The following is a 22580-nucleotide window of genomic DNA, read 5'->3' as shown; positions in this document are numbered from 1 at the left end:
ACCGTCACGCCCAACTTGTGCGCCATTTCAACTACGCGGCGGGTGACGTCCTGGTTGTATTCGTAGTCGGCAATCGTTTTGCCGTCTTCTTTCAGTGAGCCGTCCATCATCACGCTGGAGAAGCCCAGATTGATAGCGCCCTGGCATATAGCCGGCGACTGACCGTGATCTTGGTGCATAACGACAGGAATGTTTGGATAGGTTTCGACCGCTGCCTGAATCAGGTACTTCAGGAAACCTTCACCTGCATATTTTCGGGCACCGGCCGATGCCTGCATGATGACCGGGCTATCGGTCTCTGCAGCGGCTTCCATAATAGCCTGGACTTGTTCCAGGTTGTTGACGTTGAACGCTGGAATACCGTAGCCGTTTTCGGCTGCATGATCGAGCAATTGACGCATGGAAACTAAAGCCATGACAAGACCTCCTGGAAGCAAAATGAATATGAATAGATGATTACCCTCGATTTTACGAGGGAATGAGATTAATTGCTGGGGTTCACGGCCTGATTGCCGACTTAGGCCGAAAGGCGGCAACCCGTTCCTTGCGCGTTTCCACGTAAGGGCCACCGATCAGGTCAATGCAATATGGTACCGCGGCAAAAATACCAGCCACCAGAACATTGCCATCGGCGTCCTTCAAGCCTTCGAGCGTTTCCTTGATCGCCTTGGGCTGACCAGGCAGGTTGATAATCAGCGCGGCATGGTCAGACGCTTCCCGAATAACCGCGACCTGGCGTGACAAAATAGCCGTAGGAACGAATTTCAGGCTGATCTGGCGCATCTGCTCGCCAAACCCCGGCATTTCCTTGGTTGCAACCGCCAAAGTGGCCTCCGGCGTGACATCGCGCCGTGCCGGGCCAGTACCGCCGGTCGTCAGCACCAGATCGCAACCCAGCACGTCGACCAATTCAATAAGCGTCGCCGATATTTGCTGCGGATCGTCGGGAATTAAGCGCGCCGCGCATTGCGGCGGCTGCACCAACACATCGCCCAGCCACCCTTGCAGCGCTGGAATACCCTGATCTTCGTAGGTACCGCTGGAAGCCCGGTCGGAAACGGAGACCAGGCCGACCAGCAGCTCATCAGGATGGGTACGTACAAGACGCAAGGAGGTAGACATGTTTTCGCTCACTTTGAATCGAGTGGAATTAGCCTTGGGCACGCTGCTCAAGGATATCAACAGCAGGCAATGTGCGGCCTTCCAGGAACTCCAGGAAAGCGCCACCGCCTGTCGAGATATAACCCACCTTATCACCGATGTGATATTTGGCGATGGCCGCCAATGTATCGCCACCGCCTGCGATCGAGAAACCTTCGGAATCGGCGATCGCCTGGGACACGACCTTGGTTCCATTGGCGAACGCATCGAACTCGAAAACGCCGACCGGACCATTCCAGACGATGGTTCCCGCTTGCTTGAGGATAGCAGCCAGCTGATCGGCGGTTTGCGGACCGATATCCAGTATCTGGTCGTCTTCGGCAACCTGGTCGGCTGCCTTGATTGTCGCCTCGGCGTCGGCGCTGAATGTTTTGGCGCATACGACATCGACTGGAATCGGCACGGCTGCACCGCGTTTTTTCATCATGTCGATGACCGCACGCGCCTGATCCACCTGATCAGGTTCAGCCAGCGACTTCCCAATGGACAAGCCAGCAGCCAGCATAAAGGTGTTGGCAATACCTCCGCCCACCACCAACTGGTCGACTTTGTCGGCCAGAGACTGAAGAATGGAAAGCTTGGTCGACACCTTGGATCCGCCCACAATGGCGACCAAAGGCCGCTTTGGCTCCCGCAGGGCGCGCCCCAGGGCCAGAAGCTCAGCCTCCAGCAACGGACCCGCACACGCAACCGGCGCATATTTGGCAATGCCGTGCGTCGTCGCTTCGGCGCGATGAGCGGTACCAAAGGCATCGTTGACATACACATCGCACAACGCGGCCATTTTTCGGGCCAGTTCGGGGTCATCGTTCTTTTCGCCCACATTGCAGCGGCAGTTTTCCAGCAGCACGACCTGGCCTGGTGTTGTGACGACACCATCGACCCAGTCGGTCACCAAGGTAACCGGCAGACCCAGCAAAGCGGATAAACGCGCCGCAACGGGTGCAAGAGAGTCTGCCTTGGTTACCGTACCTTCTGTTGGCCGGCCCAGGTGCGAAGTCACCATGACAGCAGCGCCGGCATCCAGCGCCATGCGTATCGCCGGCACCGATGCGCGGATACGCGTGTCTTCGGTAATAACGCCGTCGTTAAGCGGTACATTCAGATCGGAACGAATAAACACCCGCTTGCCGGCAAGCGCATCCGTTTTCGCCAAAGAAGAAAGAGTTTTAATGGTAGACATAATAAGAGTATCCCCAGCCAGTGGGCAGACGTGGCAAGGGCGGGTTTCCCCGCCCTTGTACTAGGAATAGCTTGAACAGGCTCGAAACCATTCCAGAAAAAACCAATTACTTGGCCGACATCAGCGCAACCGTGGTGTCGAGCATGCGATTGGAGAAGCCCCATTCGTTGTCGTACCAGGAAGACACTTTAACCAGCGAGCCCGAGACCTTGGTCAAGCCGGCATCCACCGTGCTGGACGCAGGATTGTGGTTGTAATCCACCGACACCAGCGGCTCGTCGTTGTATTCCAGAATGCCCTTCAAAGGACCTTCATCCGCCGCAGCCTTCAGGATGCTGTTGACTTCTTCGGCCGTCGTTTCACGCGCCGAGATAAAGGACAAATCAACAATGGATACGTTGATGGTCGGCACGCGAATCGCGTAGCCATCCAGCTTGCCGTTCAGTTCAGGGAGAACCAGGCCCACCGCCGACGCTGCACCGGTTTTGGTAGGGATCATGCTGTGCGTCGCCGAACGCGCACGGCGCAGGTCTTCGTGATAAACGTCGGTCAGAACCTGATCGTTCGTGTAGGCGTGAATTGTGGTCATCAAACCGCTGACCAGGCCAAGTTTCTGGTGCAAGGGCTGAACCAGGGGAGCCAGGCAGTTGGTGGTGCACGATGCGTTGGAAATGACCGTATCGCTGGATTTCAGTACACCGTGGTTGACGCCGTACACAATCGTGGCGTCGACATCTTTGCCGCCAGGCGCGGAAATAATGACTTTCTTGGCGCCGCCTTTAAGGTGGGCGCTGGCTTTTTCTTTACTGGTGAAAAACCCGGTGCATTCCAGAACAACGTCCACACCCAGTTCGCCCCAAGGCAAAGCGGAAGGATCGCGATTGGCCAGGACACGGATCTTGTCGCCATTGACGACCATGTAATCACCGTCTACGGTAACCGTGCCGGGAAATTTCCCGTGGGCAGTATCGAAACGCGTAAGGTGGACATTCGTCTTGGGATCGCCCAAATCGTTAATGGCCACGATTTCTATGTCATGCTTTTTACCGCCTTCGTAGTGGGCACGCAGAATATTGCGACCGATACGGCCATAGCCGTTAATTGCCACGCGAATAGTCATTATTACTCTCCTGTTTTATAAAACCTGTTCGACAGCCGCAGCAACGTGCTCGACGGTCAAGCCAAAGAACTTGAACAACACCCCTGCCGGCGCGGACTCGCCGTAAGTGTCGATGCCGACCACTGCGCCGTCCAGCCCAACGTATTTGTACCAGCCCGATGTCACCCCGGCTTCGACCGCGACGCGCGGCAAGCCCTTGGGAAGCACCGATTCGCGCCACTGCGCATCTTGCGCGTCGAATACGTTAGTGCAAGGCATGGACACGACGCGGACAGCGATGCCCTTGGCTGCGAGCTGTTGCTGCGCATCGAGAGCCAGCCCGACCTCGGAGCCTGTGGCAATAATGATGGCCTGTGCATTATCGGCGTCGCGCAACACATAACCGCCGCGGCTGATGCCGGCGATGGCATCAGCATCACGTGGCACAAAAGGCAGGTTCTGGCGCGACAACAGCAAAGCACTGGGGCCGCCGTCCTTGACGTCCATACCTACGCTTGCCGGACGCTGGATGGCATGAGCCCACGCCACAGCGGTTTCCGTGGTGTCGCAAGGACGCCATGTGTGCAGATTAGGAATCAGGCGCAGGCTGGCCGCGTGCTCGACCGATTGGTGAGTAGGGCCGTCCTCTCCGAGACCGATGGAGTCGTGCGTAAATACATGTACAACGCGCTGCTTCATCAATGCAGCCATGCGTATGGCATTGCGGGAATAATCGGAGAAAGTAAGGAAAGTACCGCCAAAAGGCAGGTAGCCGCCATGCAGAGCGACGCCATTCATAATGGCCGCCATGCCGAACTCGCGCACGCCGTAATTGATATGCTGGCCGAAGCGCAGGTGTAGTTCGCCTGCGCGTACGGGCTCTACGCCCTTCCAATCGGTAAAATTGGATCCGGTAAGGTCGGCGGAGCCGCCCAGGAATTCAGGCAGCAATGCCGCAAAAGCGGTAATTGCCAACTGCGACGCCTTGCGGCTGGCAACAGTCTCTGCTTTTTGATTGATCGCTTCAATGATTTTTTGCGATTGCTCGGCAAAATCGGCGGGCAAGGTGCTGGACAAGCGGCGTTGCAGCTCGGCGGCTTCAGCAGGAAACGCCTGGGCATACGCGTCGAAGCGGGTTTGCCATTCAGACTGCAACTGCTGGCCTTGGTCTTTGCCATTCCAGAAGGCGTAGATTTCCGCGGGAATATCAAACGGCTCGTAGGGCCAGTTCAATGCCGTGCGAGTCGCCTGGATTTCATCCGCGCCCAGCGGTGCGCCGTGTACTTTTTCGGTGCCGGCGGCATGCGGCGCGCCCTTGCCAATAACGGTGCGGCAACAAATTAACGTAGGCCCCTGCCCTTGCGCAGCAAACTGCTTCGCTTGGACAATGGCGGCATCCACAGCAGCGACGTCATGGCCATCGACATCGCGCACCACGTTCCAGCCATAGCTTTCGAAGCGCTTAGGGGTATCGTCGCCAAACCAGTTTTCTACGCGGCCGTCGATAGATATGCCGTTGTCGTCGTAGAAGACGATAAGCTTGGACAGCTTAAGCGTACCGGCCAGCGAGCAGGCCTCGTGCGAGATGCCTTCCATAAGGCAGCCGTCGCCGACAAAGGCGTAGGTGTGATGGTCGACAATAGCGTGGTTTTCGCGATTGAACTCCTGGGCTAGAAGCGCTTCTGCCAGAGCCATGCCTACGGAATTGGCCAAGCCTTGCCCCAAAGGGCCCGTGGTCGTTTCAACGCCAGCGGTGAAGCCGACTTCGGGGTGACCAGGCGTGCGAGAGTGCAGTTGCCGGAAATTCTTGAGTTCTTCTATGGGAAGGTCGTAGCCGGTCAGGTGCAGCAAGGCATAGAGCAGCATGGATCCGTGCCCGTTGGAGAGCACGAAGCGGTCGCGGTTGGCCCAGGTCGGGTCTGCGGGGTTGTGGCGCAGGTGGCGTGTCCACAGGGCCTCGGCGATGTCCGCCATTCCCATGGGTGCCCCGGGGTGACCCGAATTGGCTTGTTGAACCGCATCCATAGCCAATGCGCGGATAGCATTGGCCATGGACGAATCTTGGGCAGGCGTATGGCTCATTCAAAACTCGCAAGGCGCCAAAACCCAAAAAAGGCCTGGCCCCGTCATTAAGGTTTACAAAGCTTCTGATTTTAGCACTGGGGGGAGGTGGGCGCTGAGCGGGTGGGTTTCTTTTATCGATTGCTTGATCTTCTGGCTCGTTCAGCTGTTCGTTCAGCTGTTCTTATGACGGTGCAGTGAGCGGGGTAGGCACGGCGAATAATCGCTGCGATCCCTGCGGGATTACCCGCTCAGGCGGCCTGGCCTGGCGACGGGCGCGAACTCGTGGGAACGGGCAGCCACTGGCTGCCCGTAAACGCCCCACTCAAACAGCGCGCCCTTGTACCGCCAGTCCAGGCCACCTGCGCGGCGCGCTCAAAATTCGCCGTGCCTACCCCGCTCACTGCACCTCATAATTGCGCTAATTGGACGAACTTCCTTTTGAACGGCCGGCTGCTGATGTGAGGCTGCTGCTGATGTGAGGCTGCTGATGTGAGCCCACTGATTCAAGACTGGCGACTCACGGCTACTGATGATAGACCGCTAAGGGCCGGTGCCGATGGGTAGTTGCGAACGGCCTGTTACTAACAGCCGAATGCCATTGCGCAGGACGTCAATGAGACCGTCACCTCTCGTCCAAGACCTGCTTCTGGTCGCTGCGGTCTAGGCCAGCCTTTCATGCGACGACGGCTGCCACAGGGGCTGGGACAGGCGAAGTCAGCGTGCGCCGGGCCGAGGTCACTTTCCGTGGAGGCAAGCCCGCGCCTGTTTGAGCAGCAAGCTTGCATACAGTCCAGTGGACTGTATGCGCTGCGAGTTCGCGGGCGCCACGGAAAGTGACCTTGGCCCGGGAAGCCCTGGCGCAGCACAGGGCCGCTAAGCGCTGAGCCAGTCCCAGCCCCTGTGGCAGCCGACGCTCAAGAAAGCGACAGCAACAGCAACAAGCAAGCAGAACGATCCACAAACCCAGTATCATTCCCATCTTGATCACCGCCCTCGTATAGCGTCCTATGGCTACTCCCCGCTTCTTCTGCCCCATCGACCTGGCACCCAATACAACCATCGAACTGCCCGACGACCTGGCCCATCACGCCATACGCGTCCTGCGCTTGAAAGCCGATTCGGAAATCATCCTTTTCAATGGACAAGGGGGTCAGTATCCCGCGCGGCTCATCATCGACGGTAAAAGCGGACTGGCCGCCATCGGTATGCATGATCCCGCCGAAACCGAGCTCGATGGAGACATCACGCTCGTGCAAGGCATTCCTTCGGGCGACAAAATGGATTGGGTCATTGAAAAAGCGGTCGAGCTGGGCGCGAAACGGCTGATTCCCATTGCTGCTCAACGCAGCGTGCTGCAATTGTCGGGAGAGCGGCTGCGCAAGCGCATGCAGCATTGGCGCCGGATCGCACAGGCAGCCAGCGAACAAAGCGGGCGTAATCGCATTATGGAAATCCAGGAACCTTTATCGCTGCGAGACTATTTGGCGCTAAACACCGTGCAAGCGGATGCAGCCTTATTCTGTCACCCCGACGGCCAGCAGACGCTGGAGCAAACGCTTGCGCTTAATCCGAAGCAGAACTGCCTGACGCTGTTGGTAGGCCCCGAGGGAGGATGGTCGCAAGAAGAGCAATCCATCGTAGAACTGCACGGCCTGACCCCGGTCCGCTTTGGCAAGCGCGTGCTTCGCACCGAAACCGCAGGCCTTGCGCTGATTGCGGCAATCAGCGCATTGCGCGGCTGGGATTAATACTTAATTGGCCAACATATCAAACGACTTATTCAGGCACACGGGAACCAGAATATGGCGTGGGCGAAATGCCCGGTTCGGGATCGGGATGTTTGCCCGCGTGCTGCACCACATACGCAAACTGCCTGTCGTTGTTAGCAGCAAAGGCAGCGACATCGGCGCATACGCCAAGAATGGCGACCGTATCGTCGGCAAGTGCCGGATCACCGGAATGCAGATTATGAAACCATAGGAAAAGGCCCACTTTCTGGTCCAGCACGGTATCGCACAGACAGTCGTACAGGGCGTCAAGATTTCCGCCGAAAAACTCGGGGAAGTCCACCGCCTTGACGACAGCCCGCAACACCGCCGAGCGGCTTCTTGCGCGATCACAATCGACCACGAAGGCAGCCATGCCGAGCGTACTGGCAGCGGCAGTTGCTTCGTCCCGCGAGTCGGCGGAAACAACCATCAAACCGCCTTTTTGCAATTTCTTTTGCAATGACTGCGCTTGGTTCATTCTGGCGTCTCCTTAAAAAACGCTTTTACTTCGTCAACACGACTCATACTATCGGCTCGTCCTAATTGGATAAGCTCTTGCGTATAGGCGGCCTCAAACAACAGATATGAGATCAGGGCCCCGCCGGACGCATGCTTCGAATTCGACGATACACCAACCACACGAAAAAGAGCACGAGCAGCGCGCGGCATTTGTCCTAGGTGCTTCAACGCCATCTCGTCCAGCGAACGACTAGGCGTAATAGCAAAAGTGCTTACCGGACGTAACGACTGGCTTTGTAATGCATTTACGGGTAATTGCGCAAGCAGGTCATTGATCCTTTCCATACGCTCGACATCCATCGAAATACTATCCAAAAATATATTCGACAACGCATGCCCGCCAATTTGCGCCAGTGTAGGGTATTTAGTGTCGATTTTCCGCTGTTCTGGATGGGTATCGTCCTTATATCCTGTACCAATTACAAATATTTTCTTGGCACCCAGATGAATCGCGGGGCTCATGGGGGCCAGTTGCCGCATCGACCCGTCCCCGCACCATGCAGTCTGCCCTCGAACCAGAATAGGTTGGGCGGGAAAGACAAACGGTATGGAGCTTGATGCCAGAAGATGGTCAACGCCGATGGCGCAAGGCACAGCCTGGCGCAGCGACCTTTGCCAAGGCTTGATGGTTTGCTGCGCCTGGTAGAAGGTTAAGTGCTCTCCCGTGGTGTAGGCCGTAGCGGTAATGGCCAATGCATCCAGATTTTTTTTCGCAAGATTGTCTCGCAGGCGCTCAAAATCCAGGGTCGCCGCCAACAAATCGCCCAGTGGCCGGTTATCGAGCAGGGAATGCGGCTGACGATCGCGCAGGCCTGGCGCCAGCCATCCCAAAGCCAGTGCCGCAAGCCACAGTATGCCGGTGTGCAACAACCCGCCGGCATCGGCGCGATACACCATGCTGGTATGAAGATTGCTCCACAAATTGCGCAGGCGGTCCATGCCTGAATGGGGGTCGTCTGCGAAACACCCCATCGCCGCGGCGTTAATGGCGCCCGCCGATGTACCCGCGATGATGGCGAATGGGTTGGCGAAACCTGGCGAGCGCGCCGGATCAAGGATGTCCATGATGCCAGACAGCACGCCCACCTGATAAGCCGCCCGCGCCCCGCCACCCGCCAAGATCAACCCAACGGGCGCCCTGCCAACGCCGTCAGCTGCTTCGCGGTGTGTTGGCATCGACAACGGTAAGCGCTGCCATATTCACGATACGGCGCACAGTGGAACTGGACGTAAGAATATGAACCGGAGCATTGACGCCCAGCAGGAAAGGCCCCACAGCCACGTTACCGCCTGCGGCTGTCTTGAGAAGGTTGTAGGCAATATTGCCGGAGTCCACATTGGGACATATCAGCAGGTTGGCTTCACCTTGCAATGTCGTTGAAGGCATGATGCGTAGGCGCAACGCTTCGTCCAGCGCACAGTCGCCGTGCATTTCGCCGTCGATCTCAAGGCCGGGTTCTGCATCACGCACGATAGCGAGCGCTTCTTGCATCTTGCTGCCAGAAGAAGAACTGCTAGTTCCAAAATTGGAGCGCGATAACAACGCCACTTTGGGTTCGATGTTCAGACGCCGCATTTCAGCAGCGGCAGCCATCGTGATTTCAGCGATCTGCTCGGCGGTGGGGTTATCGTTGATGTGGGTATCCGCCAATGCCACGGTGCGCTCGGCAAGCAGCAAGATATTCATGGCAGCGTAGGTTTTGGCGCCAGGCGCCTTACCAATGACCTCGTCGATAAAACGCAAATGGTCGGCATAGGCGCCCACGGTACCGCACACCAGCCCGTCGGCATCGCCCAAATGAACCATCATGGCGCCGATCAGCGTCAGGCGGCGGCGCATCTCGACGCGTGCCATTTCCTTACTGATGCCGCGACGGCACATGATTTCCCAGTAAGTAGTCCAGTAGCGGTGGAAACGATCGTCGTAGTCGGGGTTGGTCACCTCGACATCTTTCCCCAGCACCAAACGCAATCCGAATTTCTTGATACGGGCCGCCAGAACAGCCGGGCGCCCGACCAGGATGGGCTTGGCAAGCTTCTCGTCGACGATGATTTGTACTGCGCGCAATACACGTTCGTCTTCGCCTTCGGTAAAGACGATACGCGACTTGCCGCCGTCGCGCACCAGCTTCTTGGCGTGGGAAAACAAAGGTTTCATGAACGAGCCCGAGCGATACACAAATTGCTGCAGTTGCTCGGCATAACCTTCGATGTCGGCAATAGGCCGGGTTGCCACGCCATCTTTCATGGCTGCTTCTGCAACGGCTACTGCAATGCGCACAATCAAGCGGGGATCAAAAGGCTTGGGAATGAAATATTCAGGCCCAAAAGAAACGCCATAGGTGCCATAAGCAGCGGCAACCACGTCGTTCTGTTCTTCCTGGGCCAGCTTGCAAATGGCAATGACGGCGGCCTTTTCCATGCCCCGCGTAATCGTGGTTGCGCCGACATCGAGGGCGCCGCGGAAAATGTACGGGAAACACAATACATTATTCACTTGGTTAGGGTAGTCGGAACGCCCTGTTGCCATGACCACGTCGTCACGCACCGCATGCGCATCTTCGGGCAGTATTTCGGGATTGGGGTTGGCCAGCGCCAGGATAAGTGGCTTGGCTGCCATTTTGGCGACCATTTCTGGTTTGAGCACGCCGCCGGCCGACAAACCCAGGAATACGTCGGCGCCATCGATGATGTCGCCCAGCTTGCGTGCCGATGTTTCTTGCGCAAACCGCTCTTTATCTGGGTCCATCAGCGTCGTACGCCCCTTGTAGACCACGCCTTCTATGTCCGACACCCAGATATTCTCAAGCGGCAAGCCCAGGTCCACCAAGAGATCCAGACAGGCCAGTGCCGCCGCGCCCGCGCCCGAAACCGCTACCTTGATCCTTTTAATGTCTTTACCGACGACTTCCAGACCATTGATGAATGCGGACGACACACAAATAGCCGTACCGTGTTGATCATCGTGGAAAACCGGGATATTCATGCGTTCGCGCAATTTGCGTTCAACCATGAAGCATTCCGGGGCCTTGATGTCTTCAAGATTAATGCCACCGAATGTCGGCTCAAGGCCTGCAATAATATCGACCAACTTGTCCGGATCGGTTTCGTTGATTTCAATATCGAACACATCGATGCCGGCAAATTTCTTGAATAATACGGCCTTGCCTTCCATGACAGGCTTGGATGCCAAGGCGCCGATGTTGCCCAGACCCAGCACTGCCGTGCCATTAGTAATGACACCTACCAGATTGCCGCGCGCCGTATACCGGAACGCATTGACGGGATCGGAAACGATTTCTTCGCAAGCAGCCGCAACACCAGGGGAATATGCCAAAGCCAAATCACGCTGGTTCGACAATTGTTTAGTCGGCGTAACTGATATTTTTCCGGGGCGTCCGTGCTCATGGTATTCCAGGGCCGCTTTGCGAAAGTTTTCTTCCATGATGGTTTTTATGTTCGAGTGTGAGAGACACTCATTCTATCCCTAAGGCGGGGTTAGAACATGCCAGCACACCATTAAAATTTCAAGTTTTCCCCTGTTAAATATCCTGGCCCGGATAGGGAAATACATCGGCGGGATCAAAAAGCGTTTTGATGCGGGCGTCCAGATCGGCGGCTCGCGTGCCCAAGTCGGTGCCCGCGTCCCTTTGCGACGTATAGCGCTGGGCGTAAGGCGGTTCTACCTGAGGCTGCGCCAGATCTTGATCCAGCACAATCCAATCCACCCAGCCCAAGTCGCCCCCATGGCCAAGCAGCAGATGCGCCAGATTAGCGGTTTGACCCGGGACAGGCAATAAAGCGTCAAGGCGATAACGGCCTGGCCAGAGGTCAGCCTGGCGGCAATCCTGTGCATCGGGGTGTACCGCCATCTGGAATAATTGCGGAACCATTTGCTGCAGCCGCAAACCTTTCAATGGCTTTTGATTACGCTCGCCGAAAGGCCCCAGGCTCACGCTGACCCCATCGGCCAACAGCACCGATGCATGTTCCAGGCCTGACTTATAAGTGTTCCCAGCCTCCCAGTCGCATAACGTGCGATCGGCCAACCAGGCCGCCACCGTAATATGGCAAGGCAAATCGGCAAACTGCTGCAGGCCGGCCGCCTCGAGCTCGCCGAGCAAACAGCCCGGCTGCACAAACCATTTTCTGCTGCCCGGCTCCAGGCGCTGGCAGCCAGCCATGTCGCGCCCCGGCTCCAGCCACAACACATGCTGATCGCCTAAGCGCGCGGCGTGCGGCACACCGTCGAGTGCAAGCACTACGCCATATTCCGCGCACAATGTCCTTGCATGATGAACGTCGCCAGGCTGCTTGGGAATCAGGCGCGCACTACCTATGCCCTCATGCATCTCAAACTCAAAGAATGTGCCGGCCACGGCGCTGCGCAGGCGCTGGCAAAAAGCTTCCCAGGGACTTTTCGACAAGCGCCTGCCCGAGAGAAAAGCCCGGCGAGAACGAGACTCCATTTCTTGCTTCCTTTGACCAATACTGAAAACCGCTTAAACCGCAGCGCCAGCGCTACAATCAGCTCTTTTGCCTGAGATTTCGCCTTATGCCCCGCCTTGCCAAGCGTACTGAAAAAGTCATGCCATTCTACGCTGTGGAACTCTTCAAACAGGCCGTCGCGCTAAATGCGCAAGGCCGCGACATCATCAGCCTTGGAATAGGCGAACCCGATTTTACAGCTCCGCCTCAGGTTGTTGAAACCTTGAACCGCGCTGCTCAGGCGGGCCTTAGCGGATACACCTCGCCGGCAGGCATCGCACCATTGCGCGACGCCATCGCCCATTACTACGAACAGCACTTTGGGGCCCCCGTCAGCCCCGATCGCATCATCGTCACTGCTGGTGCTTCCGGCGCCTTGCTTTTGGCTGCCATGGCCCTGATCAACCCTGGCGACGAAATCCTGATGCCCGACCCTTCTTATCCGGCCAACCAAAACTTTATCATTGGCGCGGGCGGCATTCCCCGTTTGATCCCCTGTTCGGCCGAACAACGCTTCCAGCTGGACGCCGCAGCCATACGCGAACACTGGCGGCCAGCCACGCGCGGTGTGCTGATCGCGTCGCCAAGCAATCCCACTGGCACGACCATTGCCAGGGAAGATCTGAAAGCCCTGATCGCAGAGGTCAAGCAGCGCGATGGCTTCGTAATCATGGACGAGATCTACCTGGGCCTGTATTACGGTGACACACCGCAAAGCGCCCTGACCCTGGACGATAACGTCATCATCATCAACAGCTTCTCAAAGTATTTCCATATGACGGGCTGGCGCCTGGGGTGGCTGATTGCACCGCCCCATATTGTGCCCACCATAGAAAAATTGGCCGCCAGCCTCGCCATCTGCGCGCCGGCGCTTGCGCAGCATGCCGCCATAACCTGCTTTGAACCTGAAGTCATGCGCATTTACGAGAATCGGCGCCTGTCGTTCAAGCAACGCCGGGATTATCTGCTGCCCGAACTGGAGCGCCTGGGGCTGCATGTTCCAGTCATACCCGACGGCGCCTTTTATATTTATGCCGATATCCGCCAGCACAGCCAGGACAGCGACGATTTCTCGCATCGGCTATTGCATGAGGCTGGCGTCGCCGCCGTGCCCGGTCGCGACTTCGGTCCCGCCCATGCGGCCCACAGCCTGCGCTTCTCGTATGCAACAGGCCTGGATCGCCTGCAAGAAGCCGTGCAGCGCATGGAGCGCTTCCTGGCCTGATGCGGCCGGCCTAGCGGCCGACAGGAATGCCGGAAGCCAGCGCAATGCGCCGTCTTTCGGCCAGCACTTTGGCGCCATAGCCGCCGTCGGTGGGGCCTGTGGCCCCCACATAACAAGCCAGCCCGCCCTCTATCGAGCCCCGCCGCTTGATGCAGTCGCGCAGAATCAACGATCCCACCCGCATATTTGCGATGGGGTTGAGCGCGGCTATCGAGCCCTCATTGAATGCTTCAAACTTTTCTTTGTGGACTTTGGTCATTACCTGCATCAAGCCCTGGGCGCCGACATGGCTTTCCGCATAGGGGTTGTAACGCGACTCTATCGCGATCACCGCCAGCAATAACTGGGGATCCAGTCCGGTTTCTTTACCAACCAGAAACGCCGTATTGATCAAGGCGCCCGCAACACTATGGGCGATCTTGTATTTCCGTGCGATATAACTGCGCAAAGCCTGTGCCTGGGCCGACGTTACGCCGGCAATCGGTTGGCCCGCCACCGAAGCAATCAACGCCTTGGAAAAATTCAATTGCGACGCAGCAGAGGTATCGGTCGCGCCAGCCGGCCCGATTTTGCCATTGGCCAAAGACGCCGCCGATGCGGGGCCCTGCTGGCCAAGATCCACATTTTCACCGTCGAAAAAAAAGTCGTTCTGGCCCGGAGCCAACGTAGCGAACACGTCCCCCTTAAGCCCATCGGGACGCAATACGAATACCAGCGCCGCATGTATTTGCCTGGCTTGCTCGCGCAGTGAAGGTACCGTAACGCTAAGCGCCAAGGTAACCAGCACGGCAATCCCCAAGTAGACGGCACATACGTGCATAAGCTCGCCGACTTGGTACATGACGCCGCGCGCTGAACGGCCCACCAGACTCTCGGAACCGATAACGGCCATTGCACCCCTTTTACACAAAAACAGCAGAAGTCGATGTTAACCTTAGCCTGTCGTACTAATGTAACTGGATCGGCTAAATCTGTGAAATATCGTGACTTAAGAGACTTTATCGCGCAACTCGAAAGCGCCGGCGAGCTCAAACGCATCGCCGCGCCTGTATCAACTGACCTCGAAATGACCGAGATCAGTGACCGCGTGCTGCGGGCGGGCGGGCCTGCACTGTTGTTCGAAAATCCCATGCACAATGGATCCCCCGCGGGCATGCCGGTGTTGACCAATTTGTTTGGCACCCCCAAGCGGGTGGCATGGGGCATGGGCGCCGAAGACGTCCATGCGCTACGCGATACCGGCGAGCTGCTGGCCGCATTACGAGAGCCTGAAGCGCCTCGCGGCCTGCGCGATGCACTGGCCAAAGTCTCGATGTTGAAGGCGGCGCTTTGGGACATGAGCCCCAAAACGATCAAAGGCGCGGCCTGCCAGGAAGTTGTGCTGGAAGGCGACGATGTCGATTTGAGCCAGATACCGCTGCAACGCTGCTGGCCCGGCGATGTCGCCCCGCTGCTTACCTGGGGGCTGGTCATCACACGCGGGCCCAATGCCAAACGTCAGAACTTGGGTATTTACCGCCAGCAGCTACTGGGCCGCAACAAACTGATCATGCGTTGGCTGTCACACCGCGGCGGCGCGCTGGACTTTCGCGACCATGCGCTGGCCAATCCTGGAACACCGTTTCCCATCGCCGTAGCGCTAGGCGCTGATCCGGCAACCATTCTGGGCGCGGTGACGCCGGTTCCCGATAGTCTGTCCGAATACCAATTTGCCGGACTTCTGCGCGGCTCTCGTACTGAAGTCACCAAGGCGCTGGGCAGCGACCTGTCCGTTCCTGCCTTCGCTGAAATCGTGCTGGAAGGCCATTTGCTGCCCTCTTCCGATCCTCGCGCCATCAAACCGGTAGTGCCGGAAGGCGTATCTGGCCCACCCGCCGGCGATTACGAAATGGCCCTGGAAGGTCCTTATGGCGACCATACCGGCTATTACAACGAGCAAGACTGGTTTCCCGTCTTTACGGTCGAGCGCATTACGATGCGCCGCAAGCCCATTTACCACAGCACGTATACCGGCAAACCGCCCGACGAGCCCGCAGTGCTGGGCGTGGCCCTGAATGAAGTGTTTGTGCCGTTGCTAAAACGCACCTTCCCCGAGATCGTAGACTTCTACCTTCCCCCCGAAGGATGCAGCTATCGCCTCGCCGTCGTGTCGATACGCAAGCAATATGCCGGTCATGCCAAACGGGTGATGTTCGGCATCTGGAGCGTCTTGCGCCAGTTCATGTACACAAAATTCATTGTTGTCGTCGATCACGATATCGACACTCGCGACTGGAAGGAAGTTATCTGGGCTATGACGACCCGCATGGATCCCGTACGCGATACCTTGCTGGTCGAAAACACGCCTATCGATTACCTGGATTTTGCCTCGCCCGTTTCAGGTCTGGGCGGGAAGATGGGTATGGATGCCACCAACAAGTGGCCAGGCGAAACCCAACGGGAATGGGGTACCCCCATACACATGGACGCCAACATCAAAGCGCGGGTCGATGCCATGTGGAGCGAACTGGGTTTATAACCCGGGTCGCTATTTTTTCATTGCCCGGGCGACTTGCCAGCTTAATAGCAAGCTGGCAGCGATGCGCCATAAGCGGCGGCGCTTGCCTATGCCAGACAGCAGCGCCGACGCGCTGGACGCGAGCAAAGGGTATTGCCGGGTCAGCGACAGCGCCTGGAATATCCAGTCAGAGGGGCCTTTAGATGACAAGCGCGGAAAAAACGCATGCATTAGGGAGGCCGGCTTGAATGATTGACCCAGGTCTTCAATATTGTTTACCAAGCTTTGACGCTCGATAGCGGCGCGCGCACGCACCAATTCGATTTGCAGGGTCCGCTCTGCCGCAGACAAAGATTTCTTCATGACATCCCCTTGCCCCATTAGCGCTCTTTTCGCGACGATTCCGACGATGGCTCGCGCAAGCGTTCCATCAGACTAAGATCGCGCCGTAATTCGTCAACCGTGGCCGCAAACGGGATAGGCGCAAAAAGCAGTTTGCTGCGCACAGCCAAGAACATTCCGCAGCCTATCAGGCCATATAGCAATGCCAAAAGCCCCAAAGCCAGGTAACGCTGATCGGTAGGCCAGAAATACAAGGCTATGGCAATGGAGAATACCAACACAGCCAAGGTTAAAAAGAGCAGCGCTCCGAACGCAAGGCCCAGGATAGTAATGAGATGCGCTTTCTGCCCTGAAGCCTCCAGCGAGAATAGCTCAAGCCGGGTACGTGCGATAGACAACAAGGTGCATGCCAGTTCGCCAACGGATTGTCGGAGCGCCATAATGTGCCCTTTTCTTTATTAACGACGTATTAACGACGGCAGATAAGCGCACCGATAAGTACACCAGCCAGGCCTGCCATCCCTATGGCCTGCCAAGGATTGTCGTGAACATAATCGTCGGTGACACGAGCCGCCCGGCGGCCGCGTTCGAGCAAGGCGTCTTGCGTGTCATACAGCGCTTCACGGGTGTGTCGCAACGACTGCATGGCGCGCTCACGAAGCTCGGCAGCTTTGTCGCCAGTGCTTGAGGCTGCTTCGCGAAGCAGTTTTTCTGCATCGTCCAAGCTTTCTTTCACGCTGTCGATGAAGTCCTCTTCCGAGGCTGCTACATTTTTCTTTGTCGCCATGATTAGCTCCTGATACAAAAATAGGTTAATACAACTAAGGGAAGTAACTTCAACACTAACGAAGTTTCGTGACTTCGACCACCGATGCCACCCCGCTTTGTTCGCTTTCCTGTTTCATGACCATTTGCACATCGGGGCAGAACCAGTCGGTAACTGCCGAGGTCATGCCGGGCACAGGAAGCACCAGCCCGTTAAAAGACGCCTGAGTAGGGTCGGTAATGCGTGTATAGCGAATGGGCCAGCAAGAAAGGTTCCCGGAGGCTGTTGCTATAGTTTGACGGTCGCCCACTTTCTTGAGCCCAGTATTGACCACGATAGGTTGGGTCTGCACGGTTTTGTGGTCGATATTGATCTGGAAACGCATAGCGGGAAAGGTTTGGCCCGCTTTGGCAATGGGTTCGCCGTATGCGAATAAACCCAGCATGCGCAAATCGAATTTACCGTTGACAGGTTCGCGCTTGCCTTGCGCATTAAGGCGCTCGAAACTGGCCTTGCCGTTTTTTACCGACATCCAGTAGTCCAGTGAAGACTTGCTGGGCGGCAAGCCGGCCAGGCCGAAGGTCGCGACGCCCTGCACTCGGGCCTCGCAACTGTCGCCGTCGTGTGTCTTGACTTCGGAAAACGCCAAATCGGCGCCCATTTGCATACCGCCAGAACCACTAAGCTGGGCCTGCCCACCATCGTGCATGAAGGGAGCTTGGCAAAGTCCAGCATGCGCCGACCCTGAAGCCAACATCAATGCCGCTACTGCTACGCCAACATACTGTACAAACCGCATAAGCACTGCCCCCTTGGGATCGCTGAACTTCATACTAACGCATTTACCAGGCGCGTTTCCGACAAAAGAGCATCAAACGTAAGTAATTACTAGTCTTTATTGCTCGCGACCATCCCGCTTCAGGCATCCTTCTGGCGCGTCCCGAAAATTCGGTCGCCGGCATCGCCCAAACCCGGCACGATATAGCCATTTTCATCCAGGCAATTGTCGATCGACGCGGTATAGATGTCCACGTCAGGATGATGGGTCTCGACTGCCTTGATGCCTTCAGGCGCCGCCACCAGCACAAGCGCGCGAATATTGACGCACCCGGCTTTTTTAAGCAGATCTATCGTAGCAACCATGGAGCCGCCCGTAGCGAGCATCGGATCAATGATCAGGGCCAGACGCTGATCCAGTTGGCCTACCAGGCGCTCCAGGTAGGTTTGCGCCTGCAGGGTTTCTTCATTTCGGGCAATACCGACGGCGCTGACCTTGGCGCCCGGAATCAGGCTTAATACCCCATCAAGCATGCCTATGCCTGCCCGCAATATCGGCACCACGGTTACTTTCTTGCCCGCCAGTTTCTCGACGGCAACGGTGCCGCACCAGCCTTCTATGCTGGTGGGCTCCAAGGGCAAATCCTTGCATGCTTCGTATGTCAGCAAGGCGGCGACTTCTTGCGACATTTCGCGAAAGTTTTTAGTGCTTAAGTCGGCGCGGCGCATCAGCCCAAGTTTGTGCCGTATTAAAGGATGGCGAATTTCATGTATGGGCATGGATGGGACTTCCTGCAAAAAGAATGATGAAAAGCCGGCGGCGCGGCGGCCAACAATATCGCCGCATCCCGACCGCAAGCCATAGGCTTGCTTGTTGATACATTATGACTGTCTATCGCGCGGCCAGCCAGCTGACCAGGGCATCATCAAAGGCTCGCACTCCCGCGGAGCGATCATCGTTGACGATGCTGACCAAAACGTAGCGTTTACCGCTAGCCCCCAGCACATAGCCTGCCAGGGCGCGCACATCGCGCAACGTCCCGGTCTTAAGATGGGCCATGCCTTTGACTTCGTCGTCTCGCAAACGCCGCTTTACCGTCCCATCCACACCCGAAATCGCCAGAGATGAAATGAATTCTGGCATCAACGGCGAATGCCAGGCGGTGTCAAGCATGCCAGCCAGGCCATCGGCCGTTACCCGCCCCTCGCGGGACAAGCCGGCACCATTATCCAATACCCAGCCGCGTGTATCGACCTTTTGTCCGTTCAGCACAGCAAGCGCGGCGCTCGCGCCAGTTTGGGGGGTCGCGCCAGCGCCCATGCGTTCAGCGCCAAGCGTCAAGAACAAGGTACGCGCCATAACGTTGTTACTTTGCTTATTGATCTGACGTATCGTATTGGCCAACGGCTCGGAGTCGTGCCACACCACCGGCTCGACGCCAGCGGCTAGCTTGCCGTCCCGTATCCCCTTGGCCAGCGTGCCGCCCAGTTCTTTCCATAGCATCTGGAACAAGGCAGAGAAGTAATCCGGCTGCGATAACGCCAGTCGGTATACGCTGAATTCGCCGCATGAACCCGCCGCCGTGCCGCTGATGTTGATAACGACATCCCGCCCGGATGGCACCACTTGCGTCGCAATCGAAGGGGAGCCGGGGCAAGCCACGGTACTCCAGTTGATCTCGCCGCTGACACGTATGCCCTGCACGGGAGGATCGATGATGGGTATCCACTTGCGGGTTTGCTGATTTGGCTGAAACAACAGACGCACAGCGCCCAATCCAACCATCATGGCGTCCGGGCTGGCGTTGTACGGCCGGTCCGCAGCGCCGTCAAACTCGCCGGGATTAATGCTGACACGGCCGAACCGGGAGCGATCGACCACGACTTCCGTCAGGTTCTTAATGCCACGCAAGCGCAACTCGCGCAACAGCCCCCATAGCTCCTGGACTGTCAACAAGGGATCGCCGCCCGCCTTCAGGTATAAAGGACCTGCCAGACTGCCCTGATCGTCGATCTGGCCGCCCCCTTTGGCGAAGAATGCGGTGCGCCACGTATAGTCAGGGCCCAAGCCCGATAACGCAGTCCAGGTTGTGACCATTTTCATGACCGAAGCCGGGTTGCGAGGCTCGGTTGCATTCAAGGACATCAGGCGCGGCCCGCCTACCTCTTGGACCACAAGGGAAATGGCGCTATCGGGCAGTTTGCTTGCCCGCCAAATTTTCTGCAAATCGGGCGGCAAACCCTGCGCCTGCGCCTGGGCAGCAAACAACCCGGCAATAACGCAAACCAGGCCCTTTGCCGACTGCCGACTGGCCCTTTTCAGATGTTCTACCCACAGCCGCAGCGCCAACAAAGACATGATGCTTCGATCCTGGAAAAAGCATCAGCATAACCAAAGAAGTCCCGTTTAGTACGCTGTTTAGGCAAAAATCCGAAACAACAGCTTAAAATACAGCTCAAATCTCATTTCGGACGCAGCACCTGCGTCCACATCAAAGACCTCACGCGTGAACCCTAGCCTTGAACTTTCCCAGTTCAATTACGAACTGCCACAGGAACTTATTGCCCAATTTCCGGCTGCCCAGCGCGTCGAAAGCCGCCTGCTTCATCTGGACGCAAGCAGCGCCTTGCATGATCGGCAGTTTATCGATCTGCCCAGCCTGCTAAGGCCCAACGACCTATTAGTCTTCAATGACACCCGTGTCATCAAGGCCAGGCTGCTTGGCCAAAAGGCCAGCGGAGGCAAGGTTGAAGTCCTGGTTGAACGCATTACAGACACCAATCGGGTCCTGGCCCATGTCAAGGCAAGCAAGTCGCCCAAACCCGGCGGCACCTTGATACTGGCAAACGCCTTCGCAGTCACGGTAATCGGACGCGAAGGCGAACTCTTCGAACTGGAGTTCCCTGAAAGCGTACTGGACTTGCTCGATCAATATGGCGCCACTCCATTGCCGCCTTACATCGAGCATGCCGCCGAAAACGAAGACGACGAGCGCTATCAAACCGTTTATGCGCGCGAACCCGGTGCTGTCGCGGCGCCCACTGCTGGGCTGCACTTTGACGAGGCCATGTTGGCCACGCTGGCCTCCCAAGGCATAAACCAGGCTTTTGTAACACTGCATGTCGGCGCGGGCACGTTCCAGCCGGTGCGCACCCAAAATCTTGCGGATCACATCATGCACGCCGAACGCTACCGCGTGCCGGCCGAAACCGTTGCAAAGATCAAGGCGACACGTGCCGCCGGAGGCCGGGTGGTCGCCATCGGCACAACCAGCGTGCGCGCACTGGAATCAGCGGCGCGAGACGCGACCGATACCAATCAGGACGGCCCATTCGAAGGCGACACTCGGCTGTTTATTACGCCCGGTTATGTGTTTTCCTGGGTTGACGCCCTACTCACCAATTTCCACCTGCCGCAATCGACCTTGCTGATGCTGGTGTCGGCCCTGGCGGGCATGGAACCCATACAGCGCGCTTACGCGCATGCTGTCCAATCCCGGTATCGCTTCTTCAGTTACGGCGATGCCATGTTCATAGAATCTTCCAAGCAATGACCGGTTTACAGTTCAAGCTGCTGGCCACCGATGGCGCCGCGCGCCGCGGCCAGATCACCCTTAACCACGGCGTGGTTCAAACCCCTATATTCATGCCCGTGGGCACATATGGCAGCGTCAAAGCCATGCTGCCGCACGAACTTGAAGAGGTCGGCGCACAAATCATCCTGGGCAATACTTTCCATTTGTGGCTGCGTCCAGGCACTGAAGTCATGGAAAAACATGGCGGGCTGCACGGCTTCATGCAATGGGACAAACCCATACTGACCGACTCGGGCGGCTTCCAGGTCTTCAGCCTGCACGGCATGCGCAAGATTACCGAAGAAGGCGTGAAATTCGCCTCCCCTATCGACGGCTCCAAACTCTTCCTTACACCGGAAGAGTCCATGCGCATCCAGCGGGCCCTCAATTCCGACATCGCAATGGTGTTCGACGAATGCACGCCCTATCTGATAGATGGCCGCCCCGCCACTACCGAAGAAGCAGCAGCCTCCATGCGCATGTCGCTGCGTTGGGCCAAGCGTTCGCGTCAGGCCTTTCTGCAACAAGAAAATCCCAACGCCCTGTTTGGCATTGTCCAGGGCGGCATGTTCGAACACTTACGCGATGAGTCGCTGGCAGGGCTGCAGGATATCGGCTTCGAAGGCTATGCCATCGGCGGGCTGTCGGTGGGCGAACCCAAAGAAGACATGATGCGCATCCTGGCCCATGTAGCGCCGCGCCTGCCCGAGCTCGCTCCACGCTATCTTATGGGTGTGGGAACGCCCGAAGATCTGGTCGAAGGCGTCAGCCGGGGCGTTGACATGTTCGACTGTGTCATGCCGACTCGCAACGCGCGCAATGGCTGGCTATTTACCCGTTTTGGCGATATAAAGATACGCAACGCTCGATATCGCGACGACACCCGGCCACTGGACTCAGGCTGCGCCTGCCACACTTGCCGCAGCTTTTCCAGGTCTTATTTGCACCATTTGCAACGGTCCAATGAAATCTCCGGTTCGCGCCTCAATACGTTGCACAATTTGCATTTTTACCTGACTATCATGCAAGAAATGCGTGACGCTATTGCCGCTGGCCGATTCGACGCATGGCGCGAGCAATTTGCCCGTGACCGCGCACGCGGTATCGAATAGGCA

21 protein-coding genes are annotated in these 22580 nt (G+C 57.3%); 5 read left to right on the top strand and 16 right to left on the bottom strand.

What is annotated here, in order from left to right; all coding sequences use genetic code 11:
* The 5 genes from ABWO67_RS06270 to tkt form a co-directional block, all read right to left on the bottom strand.
* A partial coding sequence (locus tag ABWO67_RS06270) for a class II fructose-bisphosphate aldolase (RefSeq protein WP_353149086.1) occupies positions 1-416 on the bottom strand: 416 nt, incomplete at its 3' end.
* 82 nt (positions 417-498) lie between these two features.
* Entirely contained in the window at positions 499-1122 is a 624-nt protein-coding gene (gene mog, locus ABWO67_RS06265; RefSeq protein WP_353149084.1) for a molybdopterin adenylyltransferase, read from the bottom strand.
* A 28-nt stretch (positions 1123-1150) separates the two neighbouring features.
* Complete coding sequence (locus ABWO67_RS06260; RefSeq protein ID WP_353149081.1) at positions 1151-2344, bottom strand: phosphoglycerate kinase; 1194 nt, start codon at positions 2342-2344, stop codon at positions 1151-1153.
* Between the two features lie 106 nt (positions 2345-2450).
* On the bottom strand, positions 2451-3464 hold the full coding sequence (gene gap / locus ABWO67_RS06255) for a type I glyceraldehyde-3-phosphate dehydrogenase (protein WP_353149078.1): 1014 nt from the start codon (positions 3462-3464) through the stop codon (positions 2451-2453).
* A gap of 15 nt (positions 3465-3479) precedes the next feature.
* Positions 3480-5525, bottom strand: coding sequence for a transketolase (gene tkt / locus ABWO67_RS06250; protein WP_353149075.1), 2046 nt, complete (start codon positions 5523-5525; stop codon positions 3480-3482).
* 989 nt (positions 5526-6514) lie between these two features.
* On the opposite strand from tkt, the gene ABWO67_RS06245 reads away from it, so the two are divergent.
* Positions 6515-7255, top strand: a complete 741-nt coding sequence (locus ABWO67_RS06245; protein ID WP_353149072.1) for a 16S rRNA (uracil(1498)-N(3))-methyltransferase — start codon at positions 6515-6517, stop codon at positions 7253-7255.
* Between the two features lie 28 nt (positions 7256-7283).
* Here the strand turns inward: ABWO67_RS06245 and ABWO67_RS06240 are convergent, their stop codons facing one another.
* The 4 genes from ABWO67_RS06240 to ABWO67_RS06225 all read right to left on the bottom strand — a co-directional run bounded on the left by ABWO67_RS06240 (position 7284) and on the right by ABWO67_RS06225 (position 12264).
* The gene (locus ABWO67_RS06240; protein WP_502929976.1) at positions 7284-7754 is read right to left on the bottom strand and encodes a barstar family protein; all 471 of its coding nucleotides are present in this window, start codon (positions 7752-7754) and stop codon (positions 7284-7286) included.
* Positions 7751-8971: a patatin-like phospholipase family protein gene (locus ABWO67_RS06235; RefSeq protein ID WP_353149069.1), complete on the bottom strand. Its 1221-nt coding sequence runs from the start codon at positions 8969-8971 to the stop codon at positions 7751-7753. The genes ABWO67_RS06240 and ABWO67_RS06235 overlap by 4 nt, the downstream gene beginning before the upstream one ends.
* Positions 8946-11240, bottom strand: coding sequence for an NADP-dependent malic enzyme (locus ABWO67_RS06230; protein WP_353149066.1), 2295 nt, complete (start codon positions 11238-11240; stop codon positions 8946-8948). The genes ABWO67_RS06235 and ABWO67_RS06230 overlap by 26 nt, the downstream gene beginning before the upstream one ends.
* Before the next feature lie 97 nt (positions 11241-11337).
* Positions 11338-12264, bottom strand: coding sequence for a hypothetical protein (locus ABWO67_RS06225; RefSeq protein ID WP_353149063.1), 927 nt, complete (start codon positions 12262-12264; stop codon positions 11338-11340).
* Positions 12265-12350: 86 nt separating this feature from the next.
* Here ABWO67_RS06225 and ABWO67_RS06220 point away from each other — a divergent pair, with 86 nt between their 5' ends.
* On the top strand, positions 12351-13508 hold the full coding sequence (locus ABWO67_RS06220) for a pyridoxal phosphate-dependent aminotransferase (protein WP_353149060.1): 1158 nt from the start codon (positions 12351-12353) through the stop codon (positions 13506-13508).
* 10 nt (positions 13509-13518) lie between these two features.
* Here ABWO67_RS06220 and ABWO67_RS06215 read toward each other — a convergent pair whose 3' ends face one another.
* Positions 13519-14400, bottom strand: coding sequence for a transglycosylase SLT domain-containing protein (locus ABWO67_RS06215; protein ID WP_353149057.1), 882 nt, complete (start codon positions 14398-14400; stop codon positions 13519-13521).
* Between the two features lie 81 nt (positions 14401-14481).
* On the opposite strand from ABWO67_RS06215, the gene ubiD reads away from it, so the two are divergent.
* On the top strand, positions 14482-16026 hold the full coding sequence (gene ubiD, locus ABWO67_RS06210) for a 4-hydroxy-3-polyprenylbenzoate decarboxylase (RefSeq protein ID WP_353149054.1): 1545 nt from the start codon (positions 14482-14484) through the stop codon (positions 16024-16026).
* Between the two features lie 9 nt (positions 16027-16035).
* Here ubiD and ABWO67_RS06205 read toward each other — a convergent pair whose 3' ends face one another.
* The 6 genes from ABWO67_RS06205 to dacB form a co-directional block, all read right to left on the bottom strand.
* Positions 16036-16368 (bottom strand): hypothetical protein, encoded by a 333-nt coding sequence (locus tag ABWO67_RS06205; protein ID WP_353149051.1) that lies wholly within the window; start codon positions 16366-16368, stop codon positions 16036-16038.
* A gap of 17 nt (positions 16369-16385) precedes the next feature.
* A complete protein-coding gene (locus ABWO67_RS06200) occupies positions 16386-16787 on the bottom strand; it encodes a phage holin family protein (RefSeq protein WP_353149048.1) in 402 nt (133 codons plus the stop codon).
* Between the two features lie 29 nt (positions 16788-16816).
* A complete protein-coding gene (locus ABWO67_RS06195; protein WP_353149046.1) occupies positions 16817-17134 on the bottom strand; it encodes an ElaB/YgaM/YqjD family protein in 318 nt (105 codons plus the stop codon).
* A gap of 55 nt (positions 17135-17189) precedes the next feature.
* Positions 17190-17918, bottom strand: coding sequence for a hypothetical protein (locus tag ABWO67_RS06190; RefSeq protein ID WP_502929977.1), 729 nt, complete (start codon positions 17916-17918; stop codon positions 17190-17192).
* 113 nt (positions 17919-18031) lie between these two features.
* The gene (upp, locus tag ABWO67_RS06185) at positions 18032-18670 is read right to left on the bottom strand and encodes a uracil phosphoribosyltransferase (RefSeq protein ID WP_353149044.1); all 639 of its coding nucleotides are present in this window, start codon (positions 18668-18670) and stop codon (positions 18032-18034) included.
* A 112-nt stretch (positions 18671-18782) separates the two neighbouring features.
* Positions 18783-20213 (bottom strand): D-alanyl-D-alanine carboxypeptidase/D-alanyl-D-alanine endopeptidase, encoded by a 1431-nt coding sequence (gene dacB / locus ABWO67_RS06180; protein WP_353149089.1) that lies wholly within the window; start codon positions 20211-20213, stop codon positions 18783-18785.
* A 184-nt stretch (positions 20214-20397) separates the two neighbouring features.
* Between dacB and queA the strand changes: the two genes are divergently transcribed.
* Together queA and tgt are read left to right on the top strand one after the other, a co-directional pair.
* Positions 20398-21444, top strand: a complete 1047-nt coding sequence (gene queA, locus ABWO67_RS06175) for a tRNA preQ1(34) S-adenosylmethionine ribosyltransferase-isomerase QueA (protein ID WP_353149041.1) — start codon at positions 20398-20400, stop codon at positions 21442-21444.
* A complete protein-coding gene (gene tgt / locus ABWO67_RS06170) occupies positions 21441-22577 on the top strand; it encodes a tRNA guanosine(34) transglycosylase Tgt (RefSeq protein ID WP_353149038.1) in 1137 nt (378 codons plus the stop codon). Before queA ends, tgt begins: the two co-directional genes overlap by 4 nt.
* Positions 22578-22580 lie beyond the last annotated feature (3 nt).

The sequence above is a fragment of the Pollutimonas bauzanensis genome (genome assembly GCF_040393045.1).
Lineage (GTDB): Bacteria > Pseudomonadota > Gammaproteobacteria > Burkholderiales > Burkholderiaceae_B > Pollutimonas > Pollutimonas bauzanensis_A.
Note: the sequence above shows the minus strand (reverse complement) of the source record. Positions and strands in the feature narration are given on the sequence as shown.